Origin of the sequence: Streptomyces sp. NPDC101225 (assembly GCF_044767585.1) — a bacterium.
Taxonomy (GTDB): Bacteria; Actinomycetota; Actinomycetes; order Streptomycetales; family Streptomycetaceae; genus Streptomyces.
Genome location: NZ_JBIWOE010000003.1, coordinates 365,712 through 391,379, shown reverse-complemented (window position 1 = coordinate 391,379; position 25,668 = coordinate 365,712). Strand labels below are relative to the sequence as shown.

General features: G+C 71.8%; 20 protein-coding genes, 1 other RNA gene and 1 pseudogene. 13 read left to right on the top strand and 9 right to left on the bottom strand.

The features are described from left to right. Positions 1-17 precede the first annotated feature (17 nt). The 3 genes from cobM to ACIRPX_RS06655 all read right to left on the bottom strand — a co-directional run bounded on the left by cobM (position 18) and on the right by ACIRPX_RS06655 (position 2,890). On the bottom strand, positions 18-767 hold the full coding sequence (gene cobM, locus ACIRPX_RS06665) for a precorrin-4 C(11)-methyltransferase (protein WP_404189171.1): 750 nt from the start codon (positions 765-767) through the stop codon (positions 18-20). Next, a complete protein-coding gene (gene cbiE, locus ACIRPX_RS06660; protein ID WP_404189169.1) occupies positions 764-2,020 on the bottom strand; it encodes a precorrin-6y C5,15-methyltransferase (decarboxylating) subunit CbiE in 1,257 nt (418 codons plus the stop codon). Before cbiE ends, cobM begins: the two co-directional genes overlap by 4 nt. A gap of 294 nt (positions 2,021-2,314) precedes the next feature. After that, on the bottom strand, positions 2,315-2,890 hold the full coding sequence (locus ACIRPX_RS06655; protein ID WP_404189166.1) for a CGNR zinc finger domain-containing protein: 576 nt from the start codon (positions 2,888-2,890) through the stop codon (positions 2,315-2,317). A gap of 355 nt (positions 2,891-3,245) precedes the next feature. On the opposite strand from ACIRPX_RS06655, the gene ACIRPX_RS06650 reads away from it, so the two are divergent. The 6 genes from ACIRPX_RS06650 to ACIRPX_RS06625 all read left to right on the top strand — a co-directional run bounded on the left by ACIRPX_RS06650 (position 3,246) and on the right by ACIRPX_RS06625 (position 9,299). Beyond that, positions 3,246-3,671 (top strand): Fur family transcriptional regulator, encoded by a 426-nt coding sequence (locus ACIRPX_RS06650; RefSeq protein WP_404189163.1) that lies wholly within the window; start codon positions 3,246-3,248, stop codon positions 3,669-3,671. 135 nt (positions 3,672-3,806) lie between these two features. Next, positions 3,807-4,856 (top strand): tRNA (adenosine(37)-N6)-threonylcarbamoyltransferase complex transferase subunit TsaD, encoded by a 1,050-nt coding sequence (gene tsaD / locus ACIRPX_RS06645; protein ID WP_404189160.1) that lies wholly within the window; start codon positions 3,807-3,809, stop codon positions 4,854-4,856. Then, positions 4,856-5,422: a GNAT family N-acetyltransferase gene (locus ACIRPX_RS06640; protein ID WP_404189157.1), complete on the top strand. Its 567-nt coding sequence runs from the start codon at positions 4,856-4,858 to the stop codon at positions 5,420-5,422. The genes tsaD and ACIRPX_RS06640 overlap by 1 nt, the downstream gene beginning before the upstream one ends. Positions 5,423-5,429: 7 nt before the next feature. Further along, a complete protein-coding gene (alaS, locus tag ACIRPX_RS06635) occupies positions 5,430-8,084 on the top strand; it encodes an alanine--tRNA ligase (RefSeq protein WP_404189155.1) in 2,655 nt (884 codons plus the stop codon). Between the two features lie 78 nt (positions 8,085-8,162). Then, positions 8,163-8,495 carry an antibiotic biosynthesis monooxygenase family protein gene (locus ACIRPX_RS06630; protein ID WP_404189152.1) on the top strand — a complete coding sequence of 111 codons (333 nt, stop codon included), beginning with the start codon at positions 8,163-8,165 and terminating at the stop codon, positions 8,493-8,495. A gap of 6 nt (positions 8,496-8,501) precedes the next feature. Beyond that, positions 8,502-9,299 carry a MucR family transcriptional regulator gene (locus ACIRPX_RS06625; RefSeq protein ID WP_404189149.1) on the top strand — a complete coding sequence of 266 codons (798 nt, stop codon included), beginning with the start codon at positions 8,502-8,504 and terminating at the stop codon, positions 9,297-9,299. Positions 9,300-9,317: 18 nt separating this feature from the next. On the opposite strand, the gene ACIRPX_RS06620 is transcribed toward ACIRPX_RS06625, so the two are convergent. Next, positions 9,318-9,983 (bottom strand): class F sortase, encoded by a 666-nt coding sequence (locus tag ACIRPX_RS06620; protein WP_404189146.1) that lies wholly within the window; start codon positions 9,981-9,983, stop codon positions 9,318-9,320. Beyond that, a complete protein-coding gene (locus ACIRPX_RS06615) occupies positions 9,980-10,786 on the bottom strand; it encodes a hypothetical protein (RefSeq protein WP_404189143.1) in 807 nt (268 codons plus the stop codon). The genes ACIRPX_RS06620 and ACIRPX_RS06615 overlap by 4 nt, the downstream gene beginning before the upstream one ends. A 170-nt stretch (positions 10,787-10,956) precedes the next feature. On the opposite strand from ACIRPX_RS06615, the gene ACIRPX_RS06610 reads away from it, so the two are divergent. The 4 genes from ACIRPX_RS06610 (at position 10,957) to atzF (ending at position 18,859) form a co-directional block, all read left to right on the top strand. Next, positions 10,957-11,691: a GntR family transcriptional regulator gene (locus ACIRPX_RS06610; RefSeq protein ID WP_404189141.1), complete on the top strand. Its 735-nt coding sequence runs from the start codon at positions 10,957-10,959 to the stop codon at positions 11,689-11,691. A gap of 126 nt (positions 11,692-11,817) precedes the next feature. Then, positions 11,818-13,464 (top strand): purine-cytosine permease family protein, encoded by a 1,647-nt coding sequence (locus ACIRPX_RS06605; RefSeq protein ID WP_404189138.1) that lies wholly within the window; start codon positions 11,818-11,820, stop codon positions 13,462-13,464. Between the two features lie 74 nt (positions 13,465-13,538). Next, a complete protein-coding gene (uca, locus tag ACIRPX_RS06600) occupies positions 13,539-17,129 on the top strand; it encodes an urea carboxylase (protein WP_404189136.1) in 3,591 nt (1,196 codons plus the stop codon). After that, positions 17,126-18,859 carry an allophanate hydrolase gene (gene atzF, locus ACIRPX_RS06595; protein WP_404189133.1) on the top strand — a complete coding sequence of 578 codons (1,734 nt, stop codon included), beginning with the start codon at positions 17,126-17,128 and terminating at the stop codon, positions 18,857-18,859. Before uca ends, atzF begins: the two co-directional genes overlap by 4 nt. A gap of 459 nt (positions 18,860-19,318) precedes the next feature. Here atzF and rnpB read toward each other — a convergent pair. From rnpB to ACIRPX_RS06580, 3 genes and pseudogenes are all read right to left on the bottom strand, one after another. Beyond that, an RNA gene (gene rnpB, locus ACIRPX_RS06590) (RNase P RNA component class A) lies at positions 19,319-19,734 on the bottom strand. Between the two features lie 169 nt (positions 19,735-19,903). Further along, positions 19,904-20,623: pseudogene (locus tag ACIRPX_RS06585) on the bottom strand (DMT family transporter); the annotation flags it as partial. A 73-nt stretch (positions 20,624-20,696) separates the two neighbouring features. Beyond that, positions 20,697-21,530 carry a helix-turn-helix domain-containing protein gene (locus ACIRPX_RS06580; protein ID WP_404189131.1) on the bottom strand — a complete coding sequence of 278 codons (834 nt, stop codon included), beginning with the start codon at positions 21,528-21,530 and terminating at the stop codon, positions 20,697-20,699. Positions 21,531-21,979: 449 nt separating this feature from the next. Between ACIRPX_RS06580 and ACIRPX_RS06575 the strand changes: the two genes are divergently transcribed. Together ACIRPX_RS06575 and ACIRPX_RS06570 are read left to right on the top strand one after the other, a co-directional pair. Further along, entirely contained in the window at positions 21,980-22,750 is a 771-nt protein-coding gene (locus tag ACIRPX_RS06575; RefSeq protein WP_404189128.1) for a MerR family transcriptional regulator, read from the top strand. After that, positions 22,747-23,379: a hypothetical protein gene (locus ACIRPX_RS06570; RefSeq protein ID WP_404189126.1), complete on the top strand. Its 633-nt coding sequence runs from the start codon at positions 22,747-22,749 to the stop codon at positions 23,377-23,379. Before ACIRPX_RS06575 ends, ACIRPX_RS06570 begins: the two co-directional genes overlap by 4 nt. On the opposite strand, the gene ACIRPX_RS06565 is transcribed toward ACIRPX_RS06570, so the two are convergent. After that, positions 23,330-24,769, bottom strand: a complete 1,440-nt coding sequence (locus tag ACIRPX_RS06565; protein ID WP_404189123.1) for an RNB domain-containing ribonuclease — start codon at positions 24,767-24,769, stop codon at positions 23,330-23,332. The two genes, ACIRPX_RS06570 and ACIRPX_RS06565, sit on opposite strands and share 50 nt — an antisense overlap. Before the next feature lie 65 nt (positions 24,770-24,834). Here ACIRPX_RS06565 and yaaA point away from each other — a divergent pair, with 65 nt between their 5' ends. Continuing rightward, on the top strand, positions 24,835-25,617 hold the full coding sequence (gene yaaA, locus ACIRPX_RS06560; RefSeq protein WP_404189120.1) for a peroxide stress protein YaaA: 783 nt from the start codon (positions 24,835-24,837) through the stop codon (positions 25,615-25,617). Positions 25,618-25,668 lie beyond the last annotated feature (51 nt).

Here is a 25,668-nt window from a genome sequence, read left to right as displayed (position 1 = left end):
CCGCGCCGCCCCCGCGTTCAGCAGACGTGCCGTTCCCGCTCCGCCGAGTACAGATGGCTGTCGCCGAACTGCTCCGCGCCCAGCGTCCGGCCCACCATGATCACGGCCGTGCGCAGCACACCCGCCTCCTTCACCTTCCCGGCGATCTCGTCGAGGGTGCCGCGGATGATCAGTTCGTCCGGACGGGAGGCGTAGGCGACGACTGCGGCCGGACAGTCGGCGCCGTAGTGCGGCAGCAGCTCGTCCACCACGCGGTTCACGTACTTGACGGCGAGGTGCAGCACGATCAGCGCGCCGCTGCGGCCGAGCGTGGCCAGGTCCTCGCCCTCGGGCATGGCGGTAGCGCGGTTGGCGACGCGGGTGAGGATGACGGTCTGGCCGACGGTCGGCACGGTCAGCTCCCGCTTCAGGGAAGCCGCGGCGGCCGCGAAGGCCGGCACACCGGGCACCACCTCGTACGGCACCCCGGCAGCGTCCAGCCGCCGCATCTGCTCGGCGATGGCACTGAACACGGACGGGTCGCCCGAGTGCAGCCGGGCCACATCGTGCCCCTCCTCGTGCGCGCGGACCAACTCGGCCGTGATCTCGTCGAGGTTGAGCTGCGCGGTGTCCACCAGCCGAGCGTCCGGCGGGCATTCGGCGAGCAGCTCACGCGGCACCAGACTGCCCGCGTACAGGCAGACCTGGCAGGCGGCGAGCGTCCGGGCGCCGCGCACCGTGATCAGGTCGGCGGCACCGGGGCCGGCGCCGATGAAGGACACGGTCATCTGTCGTCTCCTGGAAGGGGGTTGGGTGCTTTCTCCACTGCCCACTGGGTGACCGGCATCGCCTGCCGCCACCCCGTGAAGGCGCCGACCGGCACGGCGTGCGCCACCGCGAGCTTCACCAGCTCGCCGCCGAGGCGCCGGTGGGCGTCGGCGAGCAGGGCCTCGGACTCCAGCGTCACGGTGTTGGCGACCAGGCGGCCACCGTCCGGCAGTGCGGCCCAGCAGGCGTCGAGAAGGCCCGGCGCGGTGAGTCCACCGCCGATGAACACGGCATCGGGAGAAGGGAGTTCGGCCAGTACGGCGGGCGCCGCGCCGGTGATCACCCGCAGGCCCGGGACGCCCAGCCGCTCGGCGTTGCGCACGATGCGTTCCGCGCGCACCGCAGCCCGCTCGACGGTGACCGCCCGGCACGACGGGTGCGTCCGCATCCACTCGATCGCGATCGAACCAGAGCCACCGCCGATGTCCCACAGCAGCTCGCCCGGCGCAGGTGCAAGGACACCCAGTGTGGCGGCGCGGATGTGGCGTTTGGTGAGCTGTCCGTCATGTTCGTACGCGTTGTCGGGGAGTCCCGGTACGGCGCCGAGCCGCGGGGCATCCGGAGCGCGGCGGCACTCGACGGTGACGATGTTGAGGGGGTCGCCGGGCGGCCGGGTCCAGTCGGCGGCGCCGGTCTCGTCACTGGCGCGTTCCTGCGGGCCGCCGAGTTGTTCGAGCACCCGCATCCGGCTCGGACCGAATCCCCGGTCCCGCAGCAGGGCGGCCACCTCTCCGGGCGTGGCGGCGTCCGCGCTGAGCACGAGGAGCCGCCGGCCGTGGTGCAGGACGGCGGCGAGGCGGGCGGCGGGTCTGCCGACGAGCGTGACCACCTCCACGTCCTCCAGCGGCCAGCCGAGACGGGCGGCGGCGTAGGAGACGGAGGAGGGGTGGGGAAGGACGGACAAGGCCGCGGTTTCCTCGGCGAGGGCGCGTCCGATGCCGTAGAACATCGGGTCCCCGCTGGCCAGGACAGCGATCCGACGGCCGGCGTGGGCGGCGAGCAGCCCGGCAACGGCGGGCCGCAGCGGCGAAGGCCAGGTGACCCGTAGCCCCGCGCACTCTCCCGACAGCAGTTCCAGCTGGCGGGGGCCGCCGATCAGGACCTGGGCGTCCCGCAGTGCGCTGCGGGAGGTGTCCGTAAGCCCCGCCCAGCCGTCGGCTCCGATCCCGACGACGGTGACGGAGTGGTGCGGTCCTGGTCGTGCGGGGGCCACTGCTGGGTACCTCGGGTTTCGGAACGGGTGTCGGGGCGACGGGGGCGCACTTTACCGGGCGCCGACCTGGACGTTCGGACGCGGGTGGTCACGGCTGGGAGGAAGACATGCCAGCGCCGGCACCCACCGGGTCGGGGCCGCCGGTCCGTGCCGGAGCCTCTCCGACGGGCTTGTGCGGATCTCGTACGGATCACCTATCAGGCGGTGACACGGCGGGCCGCTTCGGCGGCGCGGGCATCCTCACCGGCCCGGCAGTGTATCGGTCATGAATGCTTCCGGTGACGGGCCGAGAGGTCAGGCGTCGTTTTTGGTCTCCAGTCGCTTACGAGCCCGGTAGGCGGCCACGTTGGCCCGTGTGGCGCAGCGTTCGGAGCAGTAACGGCGGGACCGGTTGGTCGAGCAGTCCACGTAGGCGTTGCGGCACGGCACGGCTTCGCACACTCCGAGCCGGTCGGGACCGAACTTGGTCAGATGAAAGGCGAGACCCATCGCGGACATGGCGGCGTAACCCGCGGTGGCGTTGGACGGGTGCTCGGCGAGATGCATGTGCCACCGGGGCCGCCCCTCCTCGTCCAGGTAGTCGTGGCCAGAGATCCGGGGGCTGACCGGGAACTCCATCAGCAGCGAGTTCAGCAGGTCCACCGTCAGGGTGTGATCTCCCTCGTCCGCGGCGGTGAACACCGCGCGCAACCTGGACCGCACCGACCGGAACCGGGTCACGTCGGCGTCCGTCACCCGCCGGGCCGCTCTGGAGGCTTCACCGAAGAGGGCACGGACCGACTCGACGGAGGTGAGCCGGTCCATGTCGCGGGCCGACTGTTCGGTGTTGACCAGACGCACGGCGTAGTCGGAGTACTCGGCCAGTTCCACGAGCGGTCCTCATTCCGGCGCACTGGGACAAGCGAAAGCGGTAGGTGAGCAATACGTGACCACCGAGCCTATGACGGACGTGGCGTGAGCATGAAGCCCCCCGGGCGCAGCCCTGCCCCGCGGCCAGCCGCGGCGCTGCTTCACGACTGCAGGACGTCGGGCCCGCGCAGTGTGCCCGGACAGGCTGACGATCCGCCTCACCTCTTGCACACATCATGCAGATACATGCTAATGGCAGGATCGGACATCGCGACCACGCACCGCCCCAGGCATCCGCCTCACCCACCTTGCCGCACCGGTCGCGCGACGGCAGCCGCGGCCCGGGTTCCTCGACCATGACGCGAAAGGCAGGCTCGTGACCACGATTGCGACACCGGACCTACCAGCACTGCTTCGACACCACGGCCTGCGCTGCACGCCAAGCCGGCTGAGCGCCCTGAAGTTGCTTTCCGTTTCCGGCAGCCATCTCTCCAGCGCCGAGGTCTCCGCGGAACTGAAGCGACTCGGCCTGCCCATCGACCAGACAACCGTCTACCGGACCCTGGAAACCCTCACCGAGACCGGGCTGGCCCACGCGATCCACGGCCCGGGACCCAAGCGATACGGCGTGAGCTCCGAGCCGCACCACCACACCGTCTGCGAGACGTGCGGCCAGGTGGGCGAGCTACCAGTCGAACAACTGAGGGAGGCCGTGGCACGAATCGCGGAACTCGCCGGGCTGCACGCCGACGCATCCGCCTCGCTGCTGATCTACGGCCGGTGCACCCGCTGCAGCACATGACCGACAGGAGCCACCGGAGAGAAAGGGCCCGTCACCCCCTTCAGCGCCACCCACGAGCGTGAACCCGACTTCACACGCCACGCCTCCCTATTGCACACTTCTCGCAATAACGTATGTGTCGCAGGAAGGCGGGCCATGGTTTCTCCGATCGTGCTGGGCATCGAGTCGTCCTGTGACGAGACCGGCGCCGGGCTGGTCCAGGACGGGCGACTGCTGGGCCACGTGGTGGCGTCGAGCATGGAGGAGCATGCCCGTTACGGCGGTGTCGTGCCCGAGATCGCCTCCAGGGCGCACCTGCACGCGCTGCGCCCTGCGGTCCGGCAGGCGCTGGACGAGGCCGGGTTGCGACTGGCCGACATCGGCGCGGTGGCGGTGACCACCGGTCCGGGTCTGTCGGGCGCCCTCCAGGTGGGGCTGGCGGGAGCGAAGGGGATCGCCTACGCGCTGGGCGTCCCGCTCCACGGGGTCCATCACCTCGCCGGTCATGTCGCCGCCGACACCCTGGAGCACGGCCCGCTGCCGAACCCGTGCATGGTGCTGATCGTCTCCGGCGGACACACCTCCCTCCTCCTCGTCCGGGATCTCGCCCGCGATCCGATCCTCCATCTCGGCGACACCCTCGACGACGCGGCCGGGGAGTGCTTCGACAAGGTCGCGCGGGTCTTCGGGCTGCCCTATCCGGGCGGTCCTGCCATCGACCGGGTGGCGCGCGAGGGGAATCCACGCGCTGTCGCCTTCCCGCGCCCGCTCCCGGGGTCGTACGACTTCTCCTTCTCGGGCCTGAAGACTGCGGCTGCGCGCTGGGCGGAGGGGCACGTGGGCCGGGAGCTGCCCGTGGCCGACGGGGCCGCGTCCCTCCAGGAGGCCGTGGCCGACGTACTGACCCGCAAGGCCGTCGCGGCCTGCCGTGAGCACGGCGTCGGCACGCTGGTCGTTGTCGGCGGGGTCGCCGCCAACTCACGCGTGCGCTCGCTGGCGGAGGAACGCTGCCGGGCTGCCGGGATCGAGCTGCGCGTACCGCCGCTCAGGCTGTGCACAGACAACGGCGCGATGATCGCCGCCGTGGGCGACCTCCTCGTACGGGCCGGCGCCGAACCGGCACCCCTGGACGTGTCGATCGACCCGTCGGCGCCCCTGGAGTACGCGGCCCTGCACCCGGTCGGGGCCGGAGCGGTGGCGGCCTGATGGACATACGGATCCTCAGAGGCGACGCCCTGCTCGCCCATACAGCTGCCCTGCACTCCGTGTACGTGGACGCGTTCTGCGCACCGCCCTGGAACGAGGACGAGGAGCGGGCGGTCGAGTTCGCGGGACGGCTGCCGGGGAACGTGCGGCGGCCCGGTTTCACGGCCGCGCTGGCCTTCACTGGAGAGGACCTCGTCGGGTTCGCGACCGCGTGGACGACGCTCGCCCCGTTCCCCACCGACCGCTGCTACCCACAGGCGGCGGCCGGACTGGGACCGGACCGCACCGTGGAGTGGCTGTGCGGTGCCCGCGAGATCGACGAACTCGCCGTCGCCCCCGCGGCTCGGGGCACGGGGCTGGCCGGGGAACTGCTGGAGGCGGTCACCGCGGACGCCCCCGACGGCCGCTCCTGGCTGCTGACCTCGGTGCGGTCGGGCCGGGCCATGTCCTTCTACCGCGGTCAGGACTGGACCCAGGCCACCCATCCCTCTCCCGACGGCAAGGGAATCGTCGTCTTCCTCGGTCCCCGCCACCCCGCCCGCGCCCTGGCCGCCCAACCTCTGTGAGCCCCCGTTGCGTACCTCCGAGATCCGCCGCCGCTTCCTCGACTTCTTCGCCGAACGCGGCCACACCGTCGTCCCCAGCGCCCCGCTGCCCACCCCCGACCCGACGCTGCTGTTCGTCAACGCCGGGATGGTGCCCTTCAAGCCGTATCTGACGGGGGAGGCCCAGGCGCCGTGGCCGCGGGCGACCAGCGTGCAGAAGTGCGTGCGCACCCTGGACATCGAGGAGGTCGGCCGCACCACCCGGCACGGCTCCTTCTTCCAGATGAACGGCAACTTCTCCCTCGGCGACTACTTCAAAGAGGAGGCCATCGCCTTCGCCTGGGAGCTGTCCACCGCACCGGTCGCGGACGGCGGCTACGGCCTGGACGCGGACCGTATCTGGGTGACCGTGCACCACACCGACGACGAGGCCCGCGCCCTGTGGCGGCGGATCTCCGGCCTGCCCGACGAGCGGATCGTGGCGCGTGGCAACGAGGACAACTTCTGGTCGATGGGCGTGCCCGGCCCGTGCGGTCCGTGCTCGGAGCTGTACTACGACCGTGGCCCGGCCCTCGGCCGGGCGGGCGGTCCCGCGGTCGACGAGGACCGCTACATGGAGTTCTGGAACCTGGTGTTCATGCAGTACGAGCGCGGTGAGGGCCCGGGCAAGTCCGGCTACCCGATCCTCGGCGACCTGCCCCGCCGCAACATCGACACCGGCATGGGCCTGGAGCGGATGGCCACCCTGCTCCAGGACGTCGACAACCTCTACGAGATCGACGAGACCCGCCCAGTCCTGGACCGCGCGGCCGAGCTCGCAGGCGTCCGCTACGGCGCCGACGCGGAGGCCGACGTCCGACTGCGCGTGGTCGCCGACCACGTCCGCACCGCCCTGATGCTGCTCGCCGACGGCACCGCCCCCGGCAACGAGGGCCGAGGGTACGTGCTGCGCCGCATCCTGCGCCGCTCCGTCCGCTCGATGCGCCAACTCGGCTACTCCGACCCAGCGTTGCCGGACCTCCTCGCGGTCGCCCGGGACTCCATGGCCCCCAGCTACCCGGAGGTCGCCGAGTCCTACGGCCGTGTCGTCGACCAGGCAGCCGGCGAGGAGGACGCCTTCCGTGCCACGCTGCGCCAGGGCACCACCGTCCTGGACACCGCGGTCGCCGGGGTCAAGGCGGACGGCGGGAGCCGGCTCCCGGGCGCGCAGGCATTCCTGCTGCACGACACGTACGGCTTCCCCATCGACCTGACGCTGGAGATGGCCGCCGAACAGGGCGTCGAGGTCGACCGCGAGGGCTTCACGGCACTGATGCGCGAGCAGCGTGAGCGGGCCCGCGCCGACGCCCGTGCCCGCAAGTCCGGCGGTACGTCGGACACTTCGGCCCTGTGTCCGGTCCTCGACGAGCACGGCCCCACCGACTGGCGTGCCTGGGACACCGTGACGACCGACTCCCGCGTCCTGGCCCTGCTCGGCCCGGCGGGCCCCGTCCCGGTGGTCCGGGAGGGCGGGATCGCCACGGTCGTCCTGGACCGCACCCCGTTCTACGCCGAGTCCGGCGGCCAGGAGAGCGACACCGGGCGTCTCACCGGCACCTCGGTGGAGGCAGACGTCCTCGATGTGCAGCGGCCGTTGCCCGGACTGGTCACCCACCAGGTCAGAGTCACCTCCGGCGATCTGGCGGTCGGTGACGCGGTGCATGCCGCGGTCGACCCCGAGTGGCGGCTCGGCGCCCGCCAGGCCCACTCCGGAACCCACGTCCTGCACGCGGCCCTGCGCCAGATCCTCGGCCCGAACGCCCTCCAGTCCGGCTCCTACAACCGCCCCGGCCACCTCCGCCTGGACTTCCCCTGGCGCGGCGCCCTCTCCGCCACGGCCCGCAGCGAGATCGAGGAGGCCGCCAACCAGGCCCTGCGCCGCGACCTCCCCGTCGGCGTGCGCTGGATGACGCTCCCCGAAGCCAAGGAACTGGGCGCCCTCGCCCTGTTCGACGAGACGTACGGCGAGAAGGTCCGCGTCGTCGAGATCGGCGGCGCCTGGTCACGGGAGCTGTGCGGCGGCACCCATGTCGAGCACGCGGCCCAGATCGGTGTCCTCGGGCTCACCGCGGAATCGTCGGTCGGCGCGGGCATGCGCCGACTGGAGGCCGCGGTCGGAGCGGAGGGCTTCGGCCACCTCGCCCGCGAGCGCGATCTGGTGACCCGGATCGCCGAGCAACTCCAGGCCCCTCGCGCCGAACTCCCCGACCGGATCGGCGCGTTGCTCGACCGGCTCAGGGAGACCGATCGCGAGAACCAGCGGCTGCGGCAGCAGGCCACCCTCGCCCGGGCGGCGGTACTGGCCGCCGAAGCCCAGGACGCGGCCGGTGTCCGCGTCGTCACCGCGACGACGGACGGCGGAGCGGACGGAGCGAGGGCCCTCGCCGTCGCCGTACGGGATCTCCTGCCCGCCGACCGTCCGGGCGTGGTCGTGGTCGGCGCGGAGTCCGAGGGACGTGCCGTCCTCGTGGCAGCCGTCAACAGCGCGGGCCCGACAGCGGCACAGGACGCCTCCGCTCTGGTCAAACGGCTGCTGAACGGTCGTGGCGGCGGTTCACCCGAACTGGCACAGGGCGGCGGCCTGCCCGCCGCCCAACTCCCGGAGACCCTGCGGTCCGTGCCCGGAATCGTCGCCGGCGGGTAGGACGGTCCGCTGATCCAAAGGGAGGAATGTCTGCCTGCGTGTGCCATCACCAAGCCGAGTAAGGGGAGAAATACGCACATGACCGTTACAGCACAGATCGACAGCTCCCGTGCGGTGGCCACGCTCATCAACGTCTTCACCGTCTCCCCGGAACGCCAGGACGAGCTGGTCACCCTGCTCGCCCGCGCCACGGAGGAGACGATGAAGCGCCAACCCGGCTTCATCTGCGCCAACTTCCACGTCTCCCAGGACGGCGAGCGGGTCGTCAACTACGCCCAGTGGGAGTCCGAGGAGCACTACCGGGCCATGCTCGCCAACCCCGAGGCCCGCGTCCACATGGACCATGCGGCCACCATCGCGACCGACGTGCAGCCCCGCCTGTTCCGGGTCCGGTCCGCACACGGCAGGTAGGCGTCCGTGCCCCCACCGCAGACAGGTGACGGCGACCGGCGCGGCCGGCATCCCGACTTCGGCCGCCTGATCCGTGACGAGAACGCGGACACCGTGCTCTGCCATGTCTGCGGCAGGGGCTTCCGCTCCCTCGGGGCACACGTGCGCGTGCACGACATGACCGCGGCGGAGTACCGGGAGGAGTTCGGACTGCTGCGCAGCTGGCCGCTCAGCGCGCACTCCTTGGGACAGGAGCAGTCCCATGCCCGGCGCGACAGATACCGCGCCTCGGAGACGACGCAGGCACACCTCGCGGCGGGCCGGGCCATGGCCCGCTCCGGGGAACTGACCCGGAGGCGCTGGAGCGGCACGGACGAAGGCAGCCCCCGGGACGAACTGCTGAAGGTGCGGCGGGAAAGCCTCGACGCGGGCCGCCGCACCCAGTCCCGCGGCGCGGACGAGCGCCTGGCGGACGCGCTGCGAGCCGGCGGCTTCACCGACCTGGAACAGGCCCTTCGGGCCGTGTACGTCGACGGCCAAAAGAGCATCGAGGAGACAGCACGCGTCCTCGCCGTCGGCCGGAACCGGCTACGGCGCCTGCTTACCGCTCACGGCATCGACATCCGCCCGGCCGGCCAGAACTCCGACATCGGACGGCGGGCCCGGATCCGGCTCAACGACCGGGCCGCCGCCCAGCGTGTAGGCGCCCAGGACATCACGGTGTGGCTGCGCGAGAGGGCCGCCCAGGGCGCCACTCTGCGGGAGTTGGCGACGGCCACCGACCGCAGCATCCCCTGGGTGGCGGCCCGGATCGGCCCCCGTTAGACGTTGCGGCCCCGTCGCCTAGGCGACTGCCGTCATGGTGGCGAACACCACCACGTTGTTGGGGTAGTAGTGCCGGTCGGCATCGAACTCGCCGCCACAGGTGACCAGTCGGAGCCCCGCGTGGTCGAGGTTTTTGTAGACCTCCAGCGTGGGGAACTTCGCCTTCTCGTACTCCTCGACACGGTCGACGGTGAATGTGACGGTCTTGCCGTCCTCCCGGACAACCTCGACCGTGTCACCGGCCTCCATCGACTTCAGCCCCTTGAACACCGCGTCGGCACCGTTCCAGGTGACGTGCCCGGCGATCACCGCAGGGCCTTCCGAACCGGGGGTGGGCCCTGGTTCGTACCAGCCCGCCAGATCCGGGTCCCTCGGCGTCGTCATCGCCCCGTCGGCGTTCTGCGACAGCGTCTCCAACGTGCTCGACACACCGAGGGCCGGGATGGTGACCTTCGTCGGCACCGACCTGTCCAGGGCGGCGACGGTCTGACCGGCCCCGGTGCCCGTCGCCGGTGTCCCGCTGCCGGCCGTAGCCAGGGGCGCGCTCTGCCCAGGCGAGCTCTGCGAGGCGCTCGTGTCCTGGCCCGCGCAGGCGGTGAGCAGCAGGGCGGCGGTGGCCGTGGCGATCACAGCCGCGAAGGCACGACGGGCGCCGGTCCGGGTGCGCTCGGCGGTACGGTTCACGAAGCACCCCCGGCCTTCACCGCCACCCGACGGCGTACGACGATCAGCGCGCCGGCCGCCACGGCCGAGGCGGCACCGGCCACGCCGATCAGCGCCCCCGGGGACACGCCGTTCCCGGTGGCTCCGCCGCCGGTCTCGATCCCGCCGACCGGCACGGAGCCGACCGCGGCGCCCTTGACCTCCCCGCAGTTGGTCGGCGCGGTCGCCTCCTGCGGGAGGGCCGGGTCGAGTTCGCTCTTGCCGGCACCCTCGAAGTCGTACTTGTCGTTGTTGTTGGGGTCGATGCCGTGCTGCACGACGTGCAGGTCCTTGATGTGGTCGATCACGTCCTGGGAGACCGGGATGGTCCGCTTGTAGGCGATCTTGCCTTCCTTGTCGGCCACCGGCATCCGGTCCACCGCAAGGCCGCTGGTCGCCGCGTCGGTGTCCCCCGAGACGGTCAGCGCGATGTTGATGTCTCCGTAGTGGACGGTGGCCTCGGTGTTGTTGAGGATGCCGTCGCCGTTGGTGTCGGCGCTGTCGTCCGGGCACACGAAGTCGTGGCCCTCGGTGGAACCGTGCAGGTGCTGCGCAGACGGCTGACCGGGGACCATGCCCTCGGACTTGATCCACACCGTTAGGTCCGTGCCGCGGGCGCTCAGCAGGACCGTCCCCTTGGAGCCGGAGTCGTTCAGCTGCTCCAGGTCGATCTGGTAGGCCGGGGTCTCCTCCTCCGCGAACACCGGTGCCGAGCCCGCGACGGCGAGCAGGGCGACCGGGAGAGCGGTGAGTGCCGCGAGGCGGCCAACACGCTTGGATGTCACGTTCATTCCCCTTATTGCAAATGAGTCGCAGTTACTTATAGAACGCAAGAAGCGGCGCGGGTGTTCAGCGACCGAGCGATCCGCCCGCGGCACCGGGTGAGATCCCGGAAACGACCCGTTCACCACACATGCACCTCCCGGGAAACAAGCGGTTTCTAGCGTGTCCGCTCATGGATTCGAAGCTGTATACGCAGCCGGACACCCCCCTGGATCCGGCTGCGACGCCCACGCCCTCACTCCGCGAGACGGTCTACGCGCAGTTGCGCACGGCCGTTCTCGACGGCGAGTTCGGCCCGCGTGAACGCCTGGCCGAGATGCGGCTGGCCGCCCGGTTCGGGGTGTCGCGGACCCCCGTACGCGAGGCGCTGGCACGGCTGCTGGCGGACGGGCTGATCGAGCGCGGCGACGGCGGCTTCTTCGTCACGATCCCCAACCTGACCCAGCTGAAGGACTTCTACGAACTACGGGTCACCCTGGAACTGCGCGGCATCGCCCGGTCGATCGAGGACCCCGCCGTCCGCCACGACCCGACCGTCATAGCGGCCGAGTTGGAACGCTGGTACGCCATGCGCGAGAACCCGCCCGAGCCGGACCCGCGCTTCGTCGTCCAGGACGAGCTCTTCCACGCCGAACTCTCCCGCGCCTCGGGCAATCCCGCGCTGACCGACGCCCTCGTGACGGTCAGCGAACGCATCCGCCGAGTCCGCATGTACGACTTCCTCACCCGGGACCGGGTAGAGACGACCATCGCCGAGCACATCGAGATCATGGAGCTCGTCCGCGACGGACGGCTCGACGAGGGCTACCGGGCCCTGCACGCCCATGTCGGCGACTCGATGGCCGTGGTGCTGGAACGCGCCCAGCGCGCGATGACACAGATGGCCCTGCACGCCCACCGCCTCTGACGCGGACCGACCGCGCCTGAACCCGCGGGCAATCGGCCCGCCCCTCGACTCCCCGGCCGTCGACGCCGCCGCCGGGGGTGCCCCACCGCTCTCCCCTCCCCCGCTCGCACCCCCGAAGGGCATTCCATGAGTACCACCCAGTCACCGCAGACAGCGACAACACCGGATACCCCGACGGACCAGGCGACGAAGGAGACGCTGGAGGACTACACCCTCCGCTTCGCGCCCCGCAGTTACCGCCGCTGGACCCCCATGGTCGTCGCCACCACGGCACTCGGCGGCATCGCCTACATGGCCGACTTCTCCATCGGCGCCGGCATCGGCCTCGCCCACGGCACCGGCAACGCGCTGGTGGCGATCGCGGTCGCGGCCGTCGTCATCTTCGTCACCGGCTTCCCCCTCGCCTACTACGGCGCCCGCTACAACATCGACCTCGATCTGATCACCCGCGGCTCCGGCTTCGGCTACTACGGCTCGGTCCTCACCAGCGTCATCTTCGCCAGCTTCACCTTCATCTTCTTCGCCCTCGAAGGCTCGATCATGGCCCAGGGACTGAAGCTGGGCCTCGGACTGCCGTTGTGGCTGGGCTACTTGGTGTCCACGCTGATGGTCATCCCGCTGGTGATCTACGGCATGAAGGCGCTCAGCAAGCTCCAGGTCTGGACGACCCCGATCTGGCTGCTGCTGATGGTCGGCCCGCTGGTCTACCTGATCTCCACCGACCCGGGCACGGTCGACCGCTTCCTCGCCTACGCCGGCACCGACGGCGAGGGCGGCGTCAACACCGCCTCCGTGCTGCTGGGCGCGGGCGTATGTCTGTCCCTCATCGCGCAGATCGGCGAGCAGATCGACTACCTGCGCTTCATGCCGCCCAAGACCGAGGCGAACAAGCGCAGTTGGTGGACCGCCGTCATCATGGCCGGACCCGGCTGGGTGGTGCTCGGCGCGCTCAAGCAGGCCATCGGTGTCTTCCTCGCCGTGTACATCCTCGCCAAGGTCGGCCCGGACGTGGCGCCCGAGCCGATCCAGCAGTTCAAGGGCGCCTTCGACGCGATGATGCCGTCCTGGATGGTCCTCCCGCTGGCCGTGGCGCTCGTCGTGATCAGCCAGATCAAGATCAACGTGACCAACGCCTACTCCGGCTCCCTCGCCTGGACCAACTCCTTCACCCGGGTCACCAAGCACTACCCGGGCCGCATGGTCTTCGTCCTGGTCAACCTGGGCTTCGCGCTCGCCCTGATGGAGGCCGACATGTTCAGCTTCCTCAACGACATCCTCGGCTTCTACTCGAACTGCGCCATCGCCTGGGTCGTCACCGTCGCCACCGACATCGGCATCAACAAGTACCTGCTCAAACTCTCCCCGCTCCAGCCCGAATTCCGCCGCGGCATGCTGCACGCCGTGAACCCGGTCGGCGTGGTCGCCTTCGTCGCCGCCTCCGGGCTCTCCATCGCCATGTACTTCCACGCCCTCGGCGACACCCTCCAGCCGTACTCCCCCGTCGCCGCCGCCCTCATCGCCTTCGTCCTCACCCCGCTGATGGCGATCGTCACCAAGGGCCGCTACTACCTGCGCCGCACAGACGACGGCATCGACGAGCCGCTGCTCGACACCGACGGCAACCCCAGCGCGCTCACCCTCGACTGCCACGTGTGCCGTCAGCCCTACGAGCGCCCGGACCTCGCCGCCTGCGCCACCCACGACGCGGTGGTCTGCTCGCTCTGCCTCAGCACGGACAAGACCGGCGACCACGTCCTGCCCGCCACCGCGTAACCCCCTTCGCCTCAGTACTGCGGGAAGCCTCGCCGATGTCCCGCAGTACGGCCCGTTCCTGAGGAGCTGCCGTCGTGTTCGACACCCTGCTCGTCGCCAACCGCGGAGAGATCGCCTGCCGCATCATCCGCTCCGCGTCCGCGCTGGGACTGCGGACCGTGGCGGTGTACTCCGACGCCGACCGCGCCGCACCCCACGTACGGATGGCCGACACAGCCGTGCGGCTGGGCCCCGCACCGGCCGCCGAGAGCTATCTGCGGGCCGACCTGGTCCTGGCCGCCGCCCGCGACACGGGCGCCGGGGCGATCCATCCCGGCTACGGCTTCCTGTCCGAGAACGCCGCGTTCGCCGCTGACGTGGAGGCGGCGGGCCTGGCCTTCGTCGGCCCGACACCCCGCCAGCTGGAGGTCTTCGGCAGCAAGCACACCGCGCGCGCCGCGGCCGAGGCGGCCGGGGTCCCCCTGCTCGCCGGCACGGTACTCCTCGCCGACCTGGACGACGCCCTGCGCGCCGCCGAGGAGATCGGCTACCCGGTGATGCTCAAGGCGACCGGCGGCGGAGGCGGCATCGGCATGCGGGCCTGCGCCGGTCCGGACGAGCTGCGCGAGGCGTACGCCCAGGTCACCCGCCTCGCCCGGGGCAACTTCGGCGACGGCGGGACCTTCCTGGAACGGTTCGTCTCCCGCGCCCGCCATGTCGAGGTGCAGGTCTTCGGCGACGGCACCGGTCGGGTCGTCAGCCTCGGCGACCGGGACTGCTCCCTCCAGCGCCGCCACCAGAAGGTCCTGGAGGAGGCCCCGGCGCCCGGCCTCCCGGCCGCGCTGCGCGAGGAACTGCACCGCAGCGCACGGGAGTTGTGCGCCTCGGTCGGCTACCGTTCCGCCGGCACGGTGGAGTTCGTCTACGACGCCGAGCGCGAGGAGGCCGCCTTCCTGGAGGTCAACACCCGTCTCCAGGTGGAGCATCCGGTCACCGAGGAGATCACGGGTGTCGACCTGGTCGGCTGGATGCTGTGCCTGGCCCGCGGAGAGAAGGACATCCTCGACGGCATCGGCCCCGACGGGCCTCCCGTGCGTGGTCACGCCGTCGAGGCCCGCGTCTACGCCGAGGACCCGGGCCAGGACCACCGGCCCAGCGCCGGCCTCCTCACCCGCGTCCAGCTCCCGGACGGCGTACGCGTGGACGGCTGGGCCGAGACCGGCCAGGAGATCTCCACCGCCTACGACCCGATGCTCGCCAAGGTCATCGCCACCGGCCGCGACCGCGACGAGGCGTTCGCCAGGCTGGCCGAGGCCCTGGAGCGGACCCGGATCGACGGCGTGGAGACCAACCTCGGCCTCCTGCGCGCCGCCTGCCGCACCGACGAGATCCTCGCCGCCCGCCACACCACGAGCACCCTGGCCTCCGTCACGGACCCGCGCCCCCGCATCGACGTCGTACGCGGCGGCACCCTGACCACCGTGCAGGACTGGCCCGGCCGCACCGGCTACTGGGAGGTGGGTATCCCGCCCGGCGGCCCGATGGACGACTTCTCCTTCCGCCTGGGCAACACCGCCGTCGGCAACCCCGAGGGCGCCCCCGGCCTGGAGTGCACCCTGGAGGGCCCGGCCCTGCGCTTCTCCCGCCCGGCCGTCGTCTGCGTCACCGGCGCCCCGGCCCGCGTCACGGTCGACGGCACACCCGCCTCCCAATGGGAGCCCCTCGACCTGCCCGCCGGGGCCCTGCTGGAGGTCGGCACCCCCGAGGGCTCCGGCATGCGCACGTACGTCCTCATCCGCGGCGGCCTCGACCTGCCCGCCTATCTCGGCAGCACCGCCACCTTCACGCTCGGCGGCTTCGGCGGCCACGCCGGACGCGCCCTGCGCACCGGCGACGTCCTCCGTCCTGCCGAACCCGCCTCCGGATCGCCGGCACCGACCGCCGTACCGCCCACCGAACGCCCGCATTTCACCGCCCACTGGCGGATCGCGGTCAGCGAAGGTCCGCACCCCGCCCCCGACTTCCTCACCCCGCGCGGCCTGAAGACGATGTACTCGGCTGAGTGGAAGGTCTCCGCCCAGTCCGCCCGCACCGGCGTACGACTCGTCGGCCCCCGCCCCGAGTGGGCCCGCCCCGACGGCGGCGAGGCCGGGCTGCACCCCTCCAACGTCCACGACACCGCGTACTCCGTCGGCGCCGTCAACCTCACCGGCGACACCCCCGCGATCCTCGGCCCCGACGGCCCCAGTCTCGGCGGCTTCGCCTGCCCCGTCACCGTCGTCGCAGCCGAACGCTGGAAGGCGGGCCAGCTGCGCCCCGGTGACACCGTGCGCTTCGTCCCCGTCACGGAAGCCCGCGCGGACGACCTGCGCCGCTCACCGGCCCTGCTCACCCTCCCCACCGAGGGCCCCGACCCCGACCACGGTGTCCTCGCCCGGCGGCCCGCCACCGACACCACCCCCGAGGTCGTCTACCGGCGCGGCGCGGATGACAACATCCTCGTCGAGTACGGTCCGATGACCCTCGACCTCGCCCTGCGGATGCGGGTGCACGCCCTGGCCGAACACCTCACCGCCCACCGCCCCGCCGGACTGATCGACCTCACCCCCGGCGTCCGTTCCCTGCATCTGCACACCGACCCCGACACGCTCCCCCTGCGCACCCTGCTCCGTCTGCTCCAGGAGGCCGAGGACCACCTTCCCACCGCGCACGAACTCACCGTGCCGAGCCGAGAGGTCCACCTCCCCCTGTCATGGGACGACCCGACCGTCGACGAGGCGATATCCCGCTACCGCACCTCGGTGCGCGACGACGCCCCCTGGAACCCGTCCAACATCGAGTTCATCCGCCGTATCAACGGCCTGGACTCGGTGGACGACGTCCGCCGCATCGTCTTCGACGCCCAGTACCTCGTCCTCGGCCTCGGCGACGTCTACCTCGGCGCCCCCGCCGCCACCCCGCTCGACCCCCGCCACCGCCTGGTCACCACCAAGTACAACCCGGCGCGCACCTGGACCGCCGAGGCGGGCGTCGGCATCGGCGGCTCCTACCTGTGCGTCTACGGCATGGAAAGCCCCGGCGGCTACCAGCTCATCGGCCGCACGGTCCCCATCTGGGGCGGCCTGCGCCCCGGCCGTTCCTTCGCCGACGGCATCCCCTGGCTGCTGCGCTTCTTCGACCGGATCGTCTGGCACCCGGTCTCCCCCGCCGAACTCCTGGACATCCGGGCCGACCTGGACTCCGGCCGCACCGGCCTCGACATCCGGCCCGGCACGTTCTCCCTTGCCGGGCATCAGCGCTTCCTGCGGGAGAACGCCGACAGCATCGCCGCCTTCCGCACCCGCCAGGCAGCCACCTTCGGCGCCGAGCGAGAGGCGTGGGAGGCGTCGGGCGAACTCGCCGAGCGTGCCGAGGCCGCCCCCGTACCTGCCACCGGACCCGTCTCCCTGCCGCCCGGCGGCAGTCTGGTCGACGCACCGCTCAGCTCCAGCGTGTGGAAGGTGGCCGCCGCACCCGGTACCCGAGTCCAGGCCGGGCAGCCGCTCGTCGTCCTGGAGGCGATGAAGATGGAGGTCGTCGTCCGAGCCCCGGCCGACGGCGTCGTCGCCGACGTCCTCGTCACCCCCGGCCAGCAGATCGACGCCGGCACCCCGTTGACCGTCATCCTCCGAGAGGAAGCAGCGTGAACCAGACCCCCACCGCCCCCGTCACGGCCGAGGAGCGCGTGGCCGCCGCCTACGAGCGGATCGACAAGGCCGAACGGCCGGAGATCTGGATCGCCCTGCGCCCCTACGAGGACGTCCTGGCCGAAGCCCGCGTCCTCGACGCCCGTGTGACGGCCGGTGAACTCCTGCCGCTGGCGGGCCTGTTGTTCGCCGTCAAGGACAACATCGACGTCGCGGACCTGCCCACCACCGCGGCCTGCCCCGCCTACGCCTACCGTCCGGACGTCTCGGCCACCGCCGTACGACGGCTGACGGACGCGGGCGCGATCGTCCTCGGCAAGACGAACATGGACCAGTTCGCCACCGGCCTGGTCGGCACCCGCAGCCCGCACGGCCCCGTCCGCAGCGCAGGCCACCCGGAGAAGATCTCCGGCGGCTCCAGCTCGGGCTCCGCCGTCGCCGTGGCCCTGGGTATCGCGGACTTCGCGCTGGGCACGGACACCGCGGGTTCGGGCCGCGTCCCGGCGGCGTTCAACGACATCGTCGGCATCAAGCCCACCCTCGGCCTGGTCCCCAACACCGGCGTCGTCCCCGCCGCCCGTTCCTACGACACCGTCACCGTCTTCGCCCGCACCCTCACCGAAGCCCAGCAGGCGCTCGCCGTCATGACCGGCCCCGACGAGGCCGACCCCCGCAGCCGCACCTGGCCCGACGCCGTACGGCTGGCAGCGCCCGAACGGCCCCGCATCGCCCTCCCCCGCGACGAGGACCTCGCGCCCCTCTCCGACGAAGCCCGAGCCGCCTTCCAGGCAGCCGCCGGACAACTCCGGGAGACCGGCGCCGAAACGGCCGTCATCGACGTGACACCACTGCTGGAAGCCGCCCGGCTGCTCTACGACGGCGCCCTGGTCGCCGAACGCTACGCCGCCGTAGGCGAGTTCATCGCCCGCGACCCCGAAGCCGCGGACCCCACCGTCGCCGGCATCATTCTCGCCGCAGCAGCCCTGCCCGCCCACGCCCTGGCCGGCGACCAGGAACACCTCGACCACTTCAGGACAGCCGCCGCCCGCCTCCTCTCCGGCTTCGACGCACTGCTCCTGCCCACCACCACCGAGCACCCCACCATCGCCGCCGTCCAGGACGACCCCGTCGGCATCAACAAACGGCTCGGCACCTACACCAACTTCGTCAACCTGCTCGACATGGCCGCCGTCGCCGTCCCGGCCGGCGGGGCCGACGGCAGCCCCTTCGGCGTCAGCATCGTCACCCGGGCCTTCGACGACCAAGTGGGCCTCGACCTCGCCGCCCGCCTCATCGGTACGACGGGTGAGGCCGGTGAACAGACCCCGTCTCCCGTCCCCGGCACAGGAATCGACCTGGCCGTCTTCGGCGCCCACCGGCGCGGCCAGCCGCTCAACCACCAGCTCACCGGGCTGGGCGCACGCTACGCCGGCGAGGTACGAACGGCCTCCGCCTACCAGTTGACCGCCCTGGCCACCGAACCTCCCAAGCCCGGTCTGGTCCACGTGGGCCCCGACCACGGGGGAACGATCAGCGGCGAGCGCTGGATCCTCTCACCCGCCGCTCTCGGCCGCTTCCTCGCCGAACTGCCCGCACCCATGTCCCTCGGCCGCATCCGACTCGACGACGACTCCTGGGTCCTGGGCTTCCAGTGCAACTCCCACACCGCAGCCGCAGGAACCGACATCACCCACCACGGGGACTGGCTCACCTATCTGGCCACGGTCTGAGATAGCCGCAGGGCTCCCGCGAGTCGCATCCGCGCGAGAGCCCTGCGTCCATCCGGTTGGCGAGGGCCTACTGGGCACCGATGAAGTCGACCTTCTGGTTCATGTACTACAGGTACATGAGGTAAGCCGTGCCTTGAACCCCGTGAACAACCACCAGGACTCGGCGACGACGGCAACGTGTCTCCGCACGCCGCACTGCGGGTGCACCATCAGTGCGCCAATATCCCCCGAGCCTGCCGACAAGCAGACACCTCGTACATGTACTTCCAAGTGCCCTGGTGCCGAGATGTCTGCTCCCGAGCGGCACCGGACCGCACTCGACACCCGGAATGCCCGGATATGCCGCATGGGCGACGGACAGGAATGACGATACCTACGGGTCGAATTCGCCCCGGATTCGACCCTGAGTGTTTGTTTAGCGAGTAAACATGGCCTCTGACCTGCGGAAATAAAGAGCGGCAGACGAGTCAGGCTGTACGCCGGGTTCTGTTCCCAGGGTTCCTCGCGGCGCCCCGGGCGACGGCCATCCATCTAGGGCCGGCGTTGCCGTCGGCCTCGTGCGGTCTACCCGGGGACTCGGGCGGGCAGCCCTCGAACGTCCCCGCAGGAGCACCCCTTTTTCAAGAGGCGCTCCCTTTTGACCTTGCTCCGGGTGGGGTTTACCTAGCTGCCCAGGTCGCCCTGGGCACTGGTGGTCTCTTACACCACCGTTTCACCCTTACCCGGCGCCGAAGCGCCGGGCGGTTTGTTTTCTGTGGCACTGTCCCGCGGGTCACCCCGGGTGGCCGTTAGCCATCACCCTGCCCTGTGGAGCCCGGACGTTCCTCGGGAAGCCCCCTGTCAGGAGGACTCCACGCGGCCGTCCGCCCGGCTCGTCTGCCGTGTCGACCATGCTACCCGGCGGGTGCCTTCGCCTTGACCAACAGGACCAGAGCCAGTACCAGAGCCAGTACCAGGGCCGGTGCCCGCGCCCGGTCCCGCCGTCGCCAGGATCGAGCCCGCCAGGATCAGGGTGAACGCCGCTCCGATGCCCAGCGTCAGGTCCTCTCCCAGGAACAAGGCCCCCGCCGCCACCGCCACCGCCGGGTTGACGTACGTGAAGACCGTCGCCCGTGTCGGGCCTACCTCCTTGATCAGCTCCAGGAAGGCCACGAAGGCCAGCGCCGTGCAGATTACGCCCAAGCCGATCAACGCCACCAGGACTGATGTCGACGGCATCTCCGTCGGCCAGCTGGCCCCCGCCGCCGGCGCGTACACCAGGGCTGCGAGTGCCAGGCACGGCGCCGTCAGTTGCAGCGTCGGTACGTTCTTCAGCCAGCGCGCCGCTATCAGCGGGGCCGTGGCATAGCCCAGGACCGTCAGCATGACCTCGCCCAGGGAGCGGGCGTCTCCTCCCGTCAGGTGCGGGACGGTCAGGACCCCCACCCCCGCCAGGCCCAGCGCCAGGCCCGTCACCCTTCGCGCGCTCAGGTGCTCCACGTTGCCGAAGAAGCGGGACAGGATCACGCCCACGATCGGGACGCCCGCGATCAGCAGGCCCGCCGTCGAGCTGGACAGGTTGCGTTCCGCGTCCGTCAGCGTGAACCAGGGGCCGACGATCTCTATGCACGCGAAGCCCAGCATCGGCAGCCAGTGCCCCCGGACCATCCTGACCAGCCCGCCCCGGCGTATCGCGAAGGGGAGGAGCAGGAGTGCTCCCAGGGCGCAGCGTGTGAACACCACCATGGAGGGGGACAAAGGAGCGTCCACCGCCACCTTGATCATCAGGTAGGGGATGCCCCAGACGACTCCCATCAGGGAGAACAGGAACCAGCCGCGTGCAGTCATACGGAGAGCTTCAGCCGACGTGCCATCCGCCGTCTTGAACGCTGTTGCGGTACGCCGCCGGCGTGACCCCGAGCACCCGGCGGAACCAGCGCGTCAGGTGCGCCTGGTCCGCGAAGCCGACCAGGGACGCCACCTCGGCCGGGCGCAGGCCCGTGTCCAGCAGGCGGCGGGCCCTGGTCACCCGGTACTGCGCCAGCCAGGCGTACGGCGGTAGACCCATCGTCGTACGGAAGGCCCGGAGGAGCTGGTAGCGGGACAGGTTCAGGTCCGCCGCGAGCGAAGCGAGGGACGGGGGGTCCAGCAGTTCGTCCGCCAGGCGGTCTCGTACGGCCCGGGCGATGCGGTCCGCGCCCGGGATCGCGTCCGGCGTCGGGCGGGACGCCGAGTGGCGGCGGGCCAGGGCCGTCAGCAGCCAGGGGAGGCGGGACTCGGCCTCCAGCGGGTCGGGGCACTCCCGCAGGTCCGTGTGCGTGCGGAGGATCGCGGCTGCCAGTTCCGGGTCGTCGATCAAGGGTTCGCGGAAGTGGGGCAGGCCGTCCGTGAAGACCCCGTCCGTGAGGAGAGTGGGCGCGGCGTACAGCGCCCGGTACGCGTAGCCGTCCGTCGCGTTGCCGGGGCCGCCCGTGTGCATCTCGCCCGGGGCCAGGACCACGATCGAGCCCGGGCCCGTGCGGATGTGGCCGCCCCGGTAGTCGATGATCTCGGAGCCGTCGACGCAGACGCCGATCGTGAACTCCTCGTGCGCGTGCGGGGCGTAGACGTGCTTGTCGAAGCGGGCCGTCAGGAGGTCCAGCGCCGGGCCGCAACGGCCCAGCCGCGCCCTCGTCCACAATGCCTGTTCCATCCGTCGCCACCCCCTTCCGTCGTCCCAGGGTGCAACGCCGGAGGGCTCGGAGAAAGTCCGCGGTCCCCAGGTCGGAGGCGTGGGGTGAGGGGAGAGGGGCCAGGGGAGGGGGGTGGGCGGAGAATGAGCCGCCAGGCCCGCTTCTCGGTCGGGCCTGGCCCTGGTGGAGGTCGCCTCCAGGTCCATCGCGGCACCGTCACAGGGCGTCCCGGAGCGAGCGGCTCGTGGGCCGTGGCGGGCGTGTGGCGCCCCTCCTTCGGTCGCTCGCCGGCCTGGGGCATCGAAGGATCACCCGTTCGAGAGACCGGGACCGTTGCCTCGACCGTGGCGCACGGCCACCGCCCTCCGTGGCGCACGGCCACCGCCCTCCGTGGCGCACGGCCACCGCCCTCGACAGGCGGCGCCGCTCCGCTTGACCCTGCCGCGACGTCAGCCTCTCTACTGGTCCCATGCGGATCGGAGAACTCGCCGCCGCCGTCGGTGTCACCACGCGGACGGTGCGGCACTACCACCACCAGGGCCTGCTGCCCGAGCCCGAGCGGCTCGCCAACGGCTACCGGGACTACACGCTGCGGCACGCCGTCGTGCTCGCCCGGATCCGCCGGCTCACCGAGCTGGGGCTCGGGCTCGCCGAGGTGCGGGACGTGCTCGCCGACGACGCCGGCAAGGACCTCGCCGAGGTGCTCACCGAGCTCGACGAGGATCTGGCGCGGCAGGAGGCGGCCCTCCGGGAGCGCCGGGCGCGGCTGCGCGCCCTGCTGGAGGCCGCCGACGGCATCCCCGCCGAGGGGCCCGTCTCGCCCCGGCTCAGCGCCCTCTTCCACGACCTGGCGCACGTCGCCGCCCGCTCCCCCATGGCCGCCAAGGACCGCGAGTTGCTCGCCCTCGTCGAGACCGCCACCGCACCCGAGGAGCGCGAGCGGCTGAGCGCCGTGCTGGGCGCCGCCTTCGAAGCCCCGGAATCGGTCGCACAGGCCACCCGGGCCTACGCCCTCCTCGACGGCCTCGCCGACGCCGACCCGTCCGACCCCCGCGTCGAGGAGGCGGCTCGCGCCATCGCCGCCTGGATCCCCGCCGACATGCTGCCCGCGGACATGCTCCCCTCGGACATGGGCGACGAGCGGGACAGTTTCCTGCGCGCCTTCTACGCCGACTTCGCCCCGGCCCAGGCGGAGGCCGTCCGCCGCACCGTGCGGATCCTCAAGGGAGAACTGCCATGAGAACGGCCCTCGTTCTCCTCCACCGGCTGCTCCGCCACGAACTCCGGCTCCTCCACAGCCTCGTCCTCTGGCTCACCCGCCGCACGCACGGCACGCAGGGCGGGCAGGCCTTCGGCTACGCCCGCGGCCAGAGCCTCACCCTGTTCGGGTTCGCGTTCGTGTGCGTCGTCGAGACTCTGACCATGTCCGTCCTGCTGCGCGACTACCCCACCGCGCACTGGATCGTCCTCGTCCTCGACGTCTACACCGTCCTGTTCGTCCTCGGGCTGCACGCCGCCTCCGTCGTACGCCCGCACCTGCTCGGCCCCGACACCCTGCGCATCCGGCGCGCCGTCCACGTCGACCTGCGCATACCCGTCCGCCACATCACCGCCGTGCGGCGCGAGTCGCGCATCACCCCGGACGGCGGGCGTCCCGAGGGCGAACTCGACCTCCCCATCGGGTCGCAGACCACCCTCACCCTCGAACTCGCCCAGCCCGTAGCCCACTTCACCTTCCTCGGACGGCGACGCGACGTCCGCCTCGTGCGCTTCCACGCCGACGACGCCGACACCCTCGTACGGGCCGTCCGGCAGGTCGTCACGCAGGCGCGAACCGCACCTTCGCCGCTCCCGGGTCAGCCTGCGTGAGCCGCACCCGCAACCGCTCCCCCAGCGGCAGATCCCCGGCCCCGCCCTCGATCCGGCCGATGACCGCCGGGGAGTCCAACTGCACCTTTCCCACGGTGGGTCGGTGGTCCTCGATCTCCACCACGCAGCCGTCGAACAACTCCCCCACCCGGTCCTGGAGCAGCGCCGCCTCCACGATGTCGACGCACTCCCGCTCGACCGTGCCCGCGCGCCGGGCGCCGTCCGCCATCTCGTGCGGGAGCGCGTCCAGCGCGGCCCCCACCCACTCCGGCAGGGCCTCGCCCGCGACCGCCGCGAGGCAGATCTCCGTGGCGTACCGGTCCGCGAGGCGCCGGATCGGGGCCGTGCAGTGGGCGTAGGGCGCCGCCACCGCGGCGTGCGTGGTGATCTCCGGCAATTGCCCGTCCCGGAAGACCGTGTAACCCGCGCCCCGCAGCAGCGTCGTGCACTCCTGGAGGAACGCCGCGTGATGGGGCTGGTGCGGGTCCAGGGAACGGATCAGCCGGGCGTAGGAGACGTGGTGCGGCCAGTCGATGCGCAGGGCGTGCGCGGTCCGGCGGAGGCGGCCGACCGCGCCGTCCGGGGCCGCGGGCAGGGTCCGCAGCACACCCGTGCCGGCCGCCACCATCAGGTCCGCGGCCGCCATCCCGGTCAGCAGCGAGAGCTGCGCGTTCCAGCCGTCGGCGGGCAGCGGGGCGCGGAAGCTCAGCTCGTAGGCGTGGTTCCGCTGGACGATCTCCTGCTCGGGGACGTTCAGCGAGATCCCGCCCCGCTCCACCTCCAGCCGCTCGCGCGCCTCCCCGATCTCCTTGAGCAGGGCCAGCGGCTCCTCCGCCGTCCCGCCGTCGATCTGCTTCTGCACGGTGGCGTAGTCGAGGCGGGCCCGGCTGCGGACCATCGCGCGGCGGACGCCGGTCGCGACCGTACGGCCCTCCGCGTCGAGGTCGATCGTCCACAGCGCGGCCGGGCGGGTCTCGCCGGGGAGCAGGCTGGCCGCGCCCTCACCGAGCACCGCCGGGTGCAGCGGGACCCTCCCGTCCGGGAAGTACAGGGTGGTCGCCCGCCGGTGGGCCTCCGCGTCCACCTCTCCTCCGGGGACGACGAAGGCGGCGACGTCGGCGATGGCGTAGTGGACGCGGTAGCCGGTGCCCCGGCGGGACAGGTGCATCGCCTGGTCCAGGTCCAGGGAGGTCGGCGGGTCGACCGTGAACAGCGGAACGTCCGTGGCGTCGTACGACGGAAGAGCCGGAGCCTTCGCGGTCCGTTCGGCTTCCGCCGCCACCAGGGGCGGGAAGCTCTCGGGGACGCCGAGTTCGGTGCGCAGGGCGGTGAGGGCGGCCCGGAGGGGGGCTTCGGGGGCGCCGGTCACGCGGATGTGGCGGCGGGGCATACAGCGAGGGTAGGGGGATCGGGGCCCGTACGCTGTCCGGGAGCTCAAACAGAAGGAGATCTTCCGTGCTGGTCCTGCTGCCGCCCTCCGAAGGCAAGGCGACCTCCGGGCGTGGCGCCCCGCTGAAGCTGGAGTCGCTGTCGCTGCCCGGGCTGACCGAGGCCCGCCAGGCCGTACTCGGCGAGCTGGTCGAGCTGTGCGCCGGGGACGAGGAGAAGGCGCGCGAGGTGCTCGGGCTGAGCGAGGGGCTGCGCGGCGAGATCGCCAAGAACGCCGAGCTGCCGGTCGCCGGGGCCCGGCCCGCCGGGGAGATCTACACCGGTGTCCTCTACGACGCCCTCGGCCTGGCCTCGCTCGACGCGGCGGCCAAGCGGCGCGCCACCCGCTCCCTGCTCGTCTTCTCCGGGCTGTGGGGCGCGGTCCGCGTCAACGACCGCATCCCCTCCTACCGCTGCTCGATGGGCGTGAAGCTGCCCGGCCTCGGCGCGCTGGGCGCGCACTGGCGGGCGCCGATGGCAGGCGTGCTGCCCGAGGCCGCCGGGGACGGGCTCGTGCTGGACCTGCGCTCCTCCGCCTACGCCGCCGCCTGGAGGCCGAAGGGCGAGCTCGCCGGGCTCACGGCGAGCGTACGCGTGCTCCACGCTCCGACGCGCAAGGTGGTCAGCCACTTCAACAAGGCGACGAAGGGGCGGATCGTACGGAGCCTGCTGACGGCCGGCGCTGCGCCCAAGGACCCGGCCGAGCTGGTGACGGCGCTGCGCGACCTCGGTCACGCCGTCGAGGTGGAGCCTCCGAAGGGGAACGGGACGGCCTGGATGCTGGACGTGTTGGTCGACGAGGTGCACTGACCTGCTCCGATGCCGGCCGCAGTTGCATTCCGCGCAATGGTCTTTGCACAG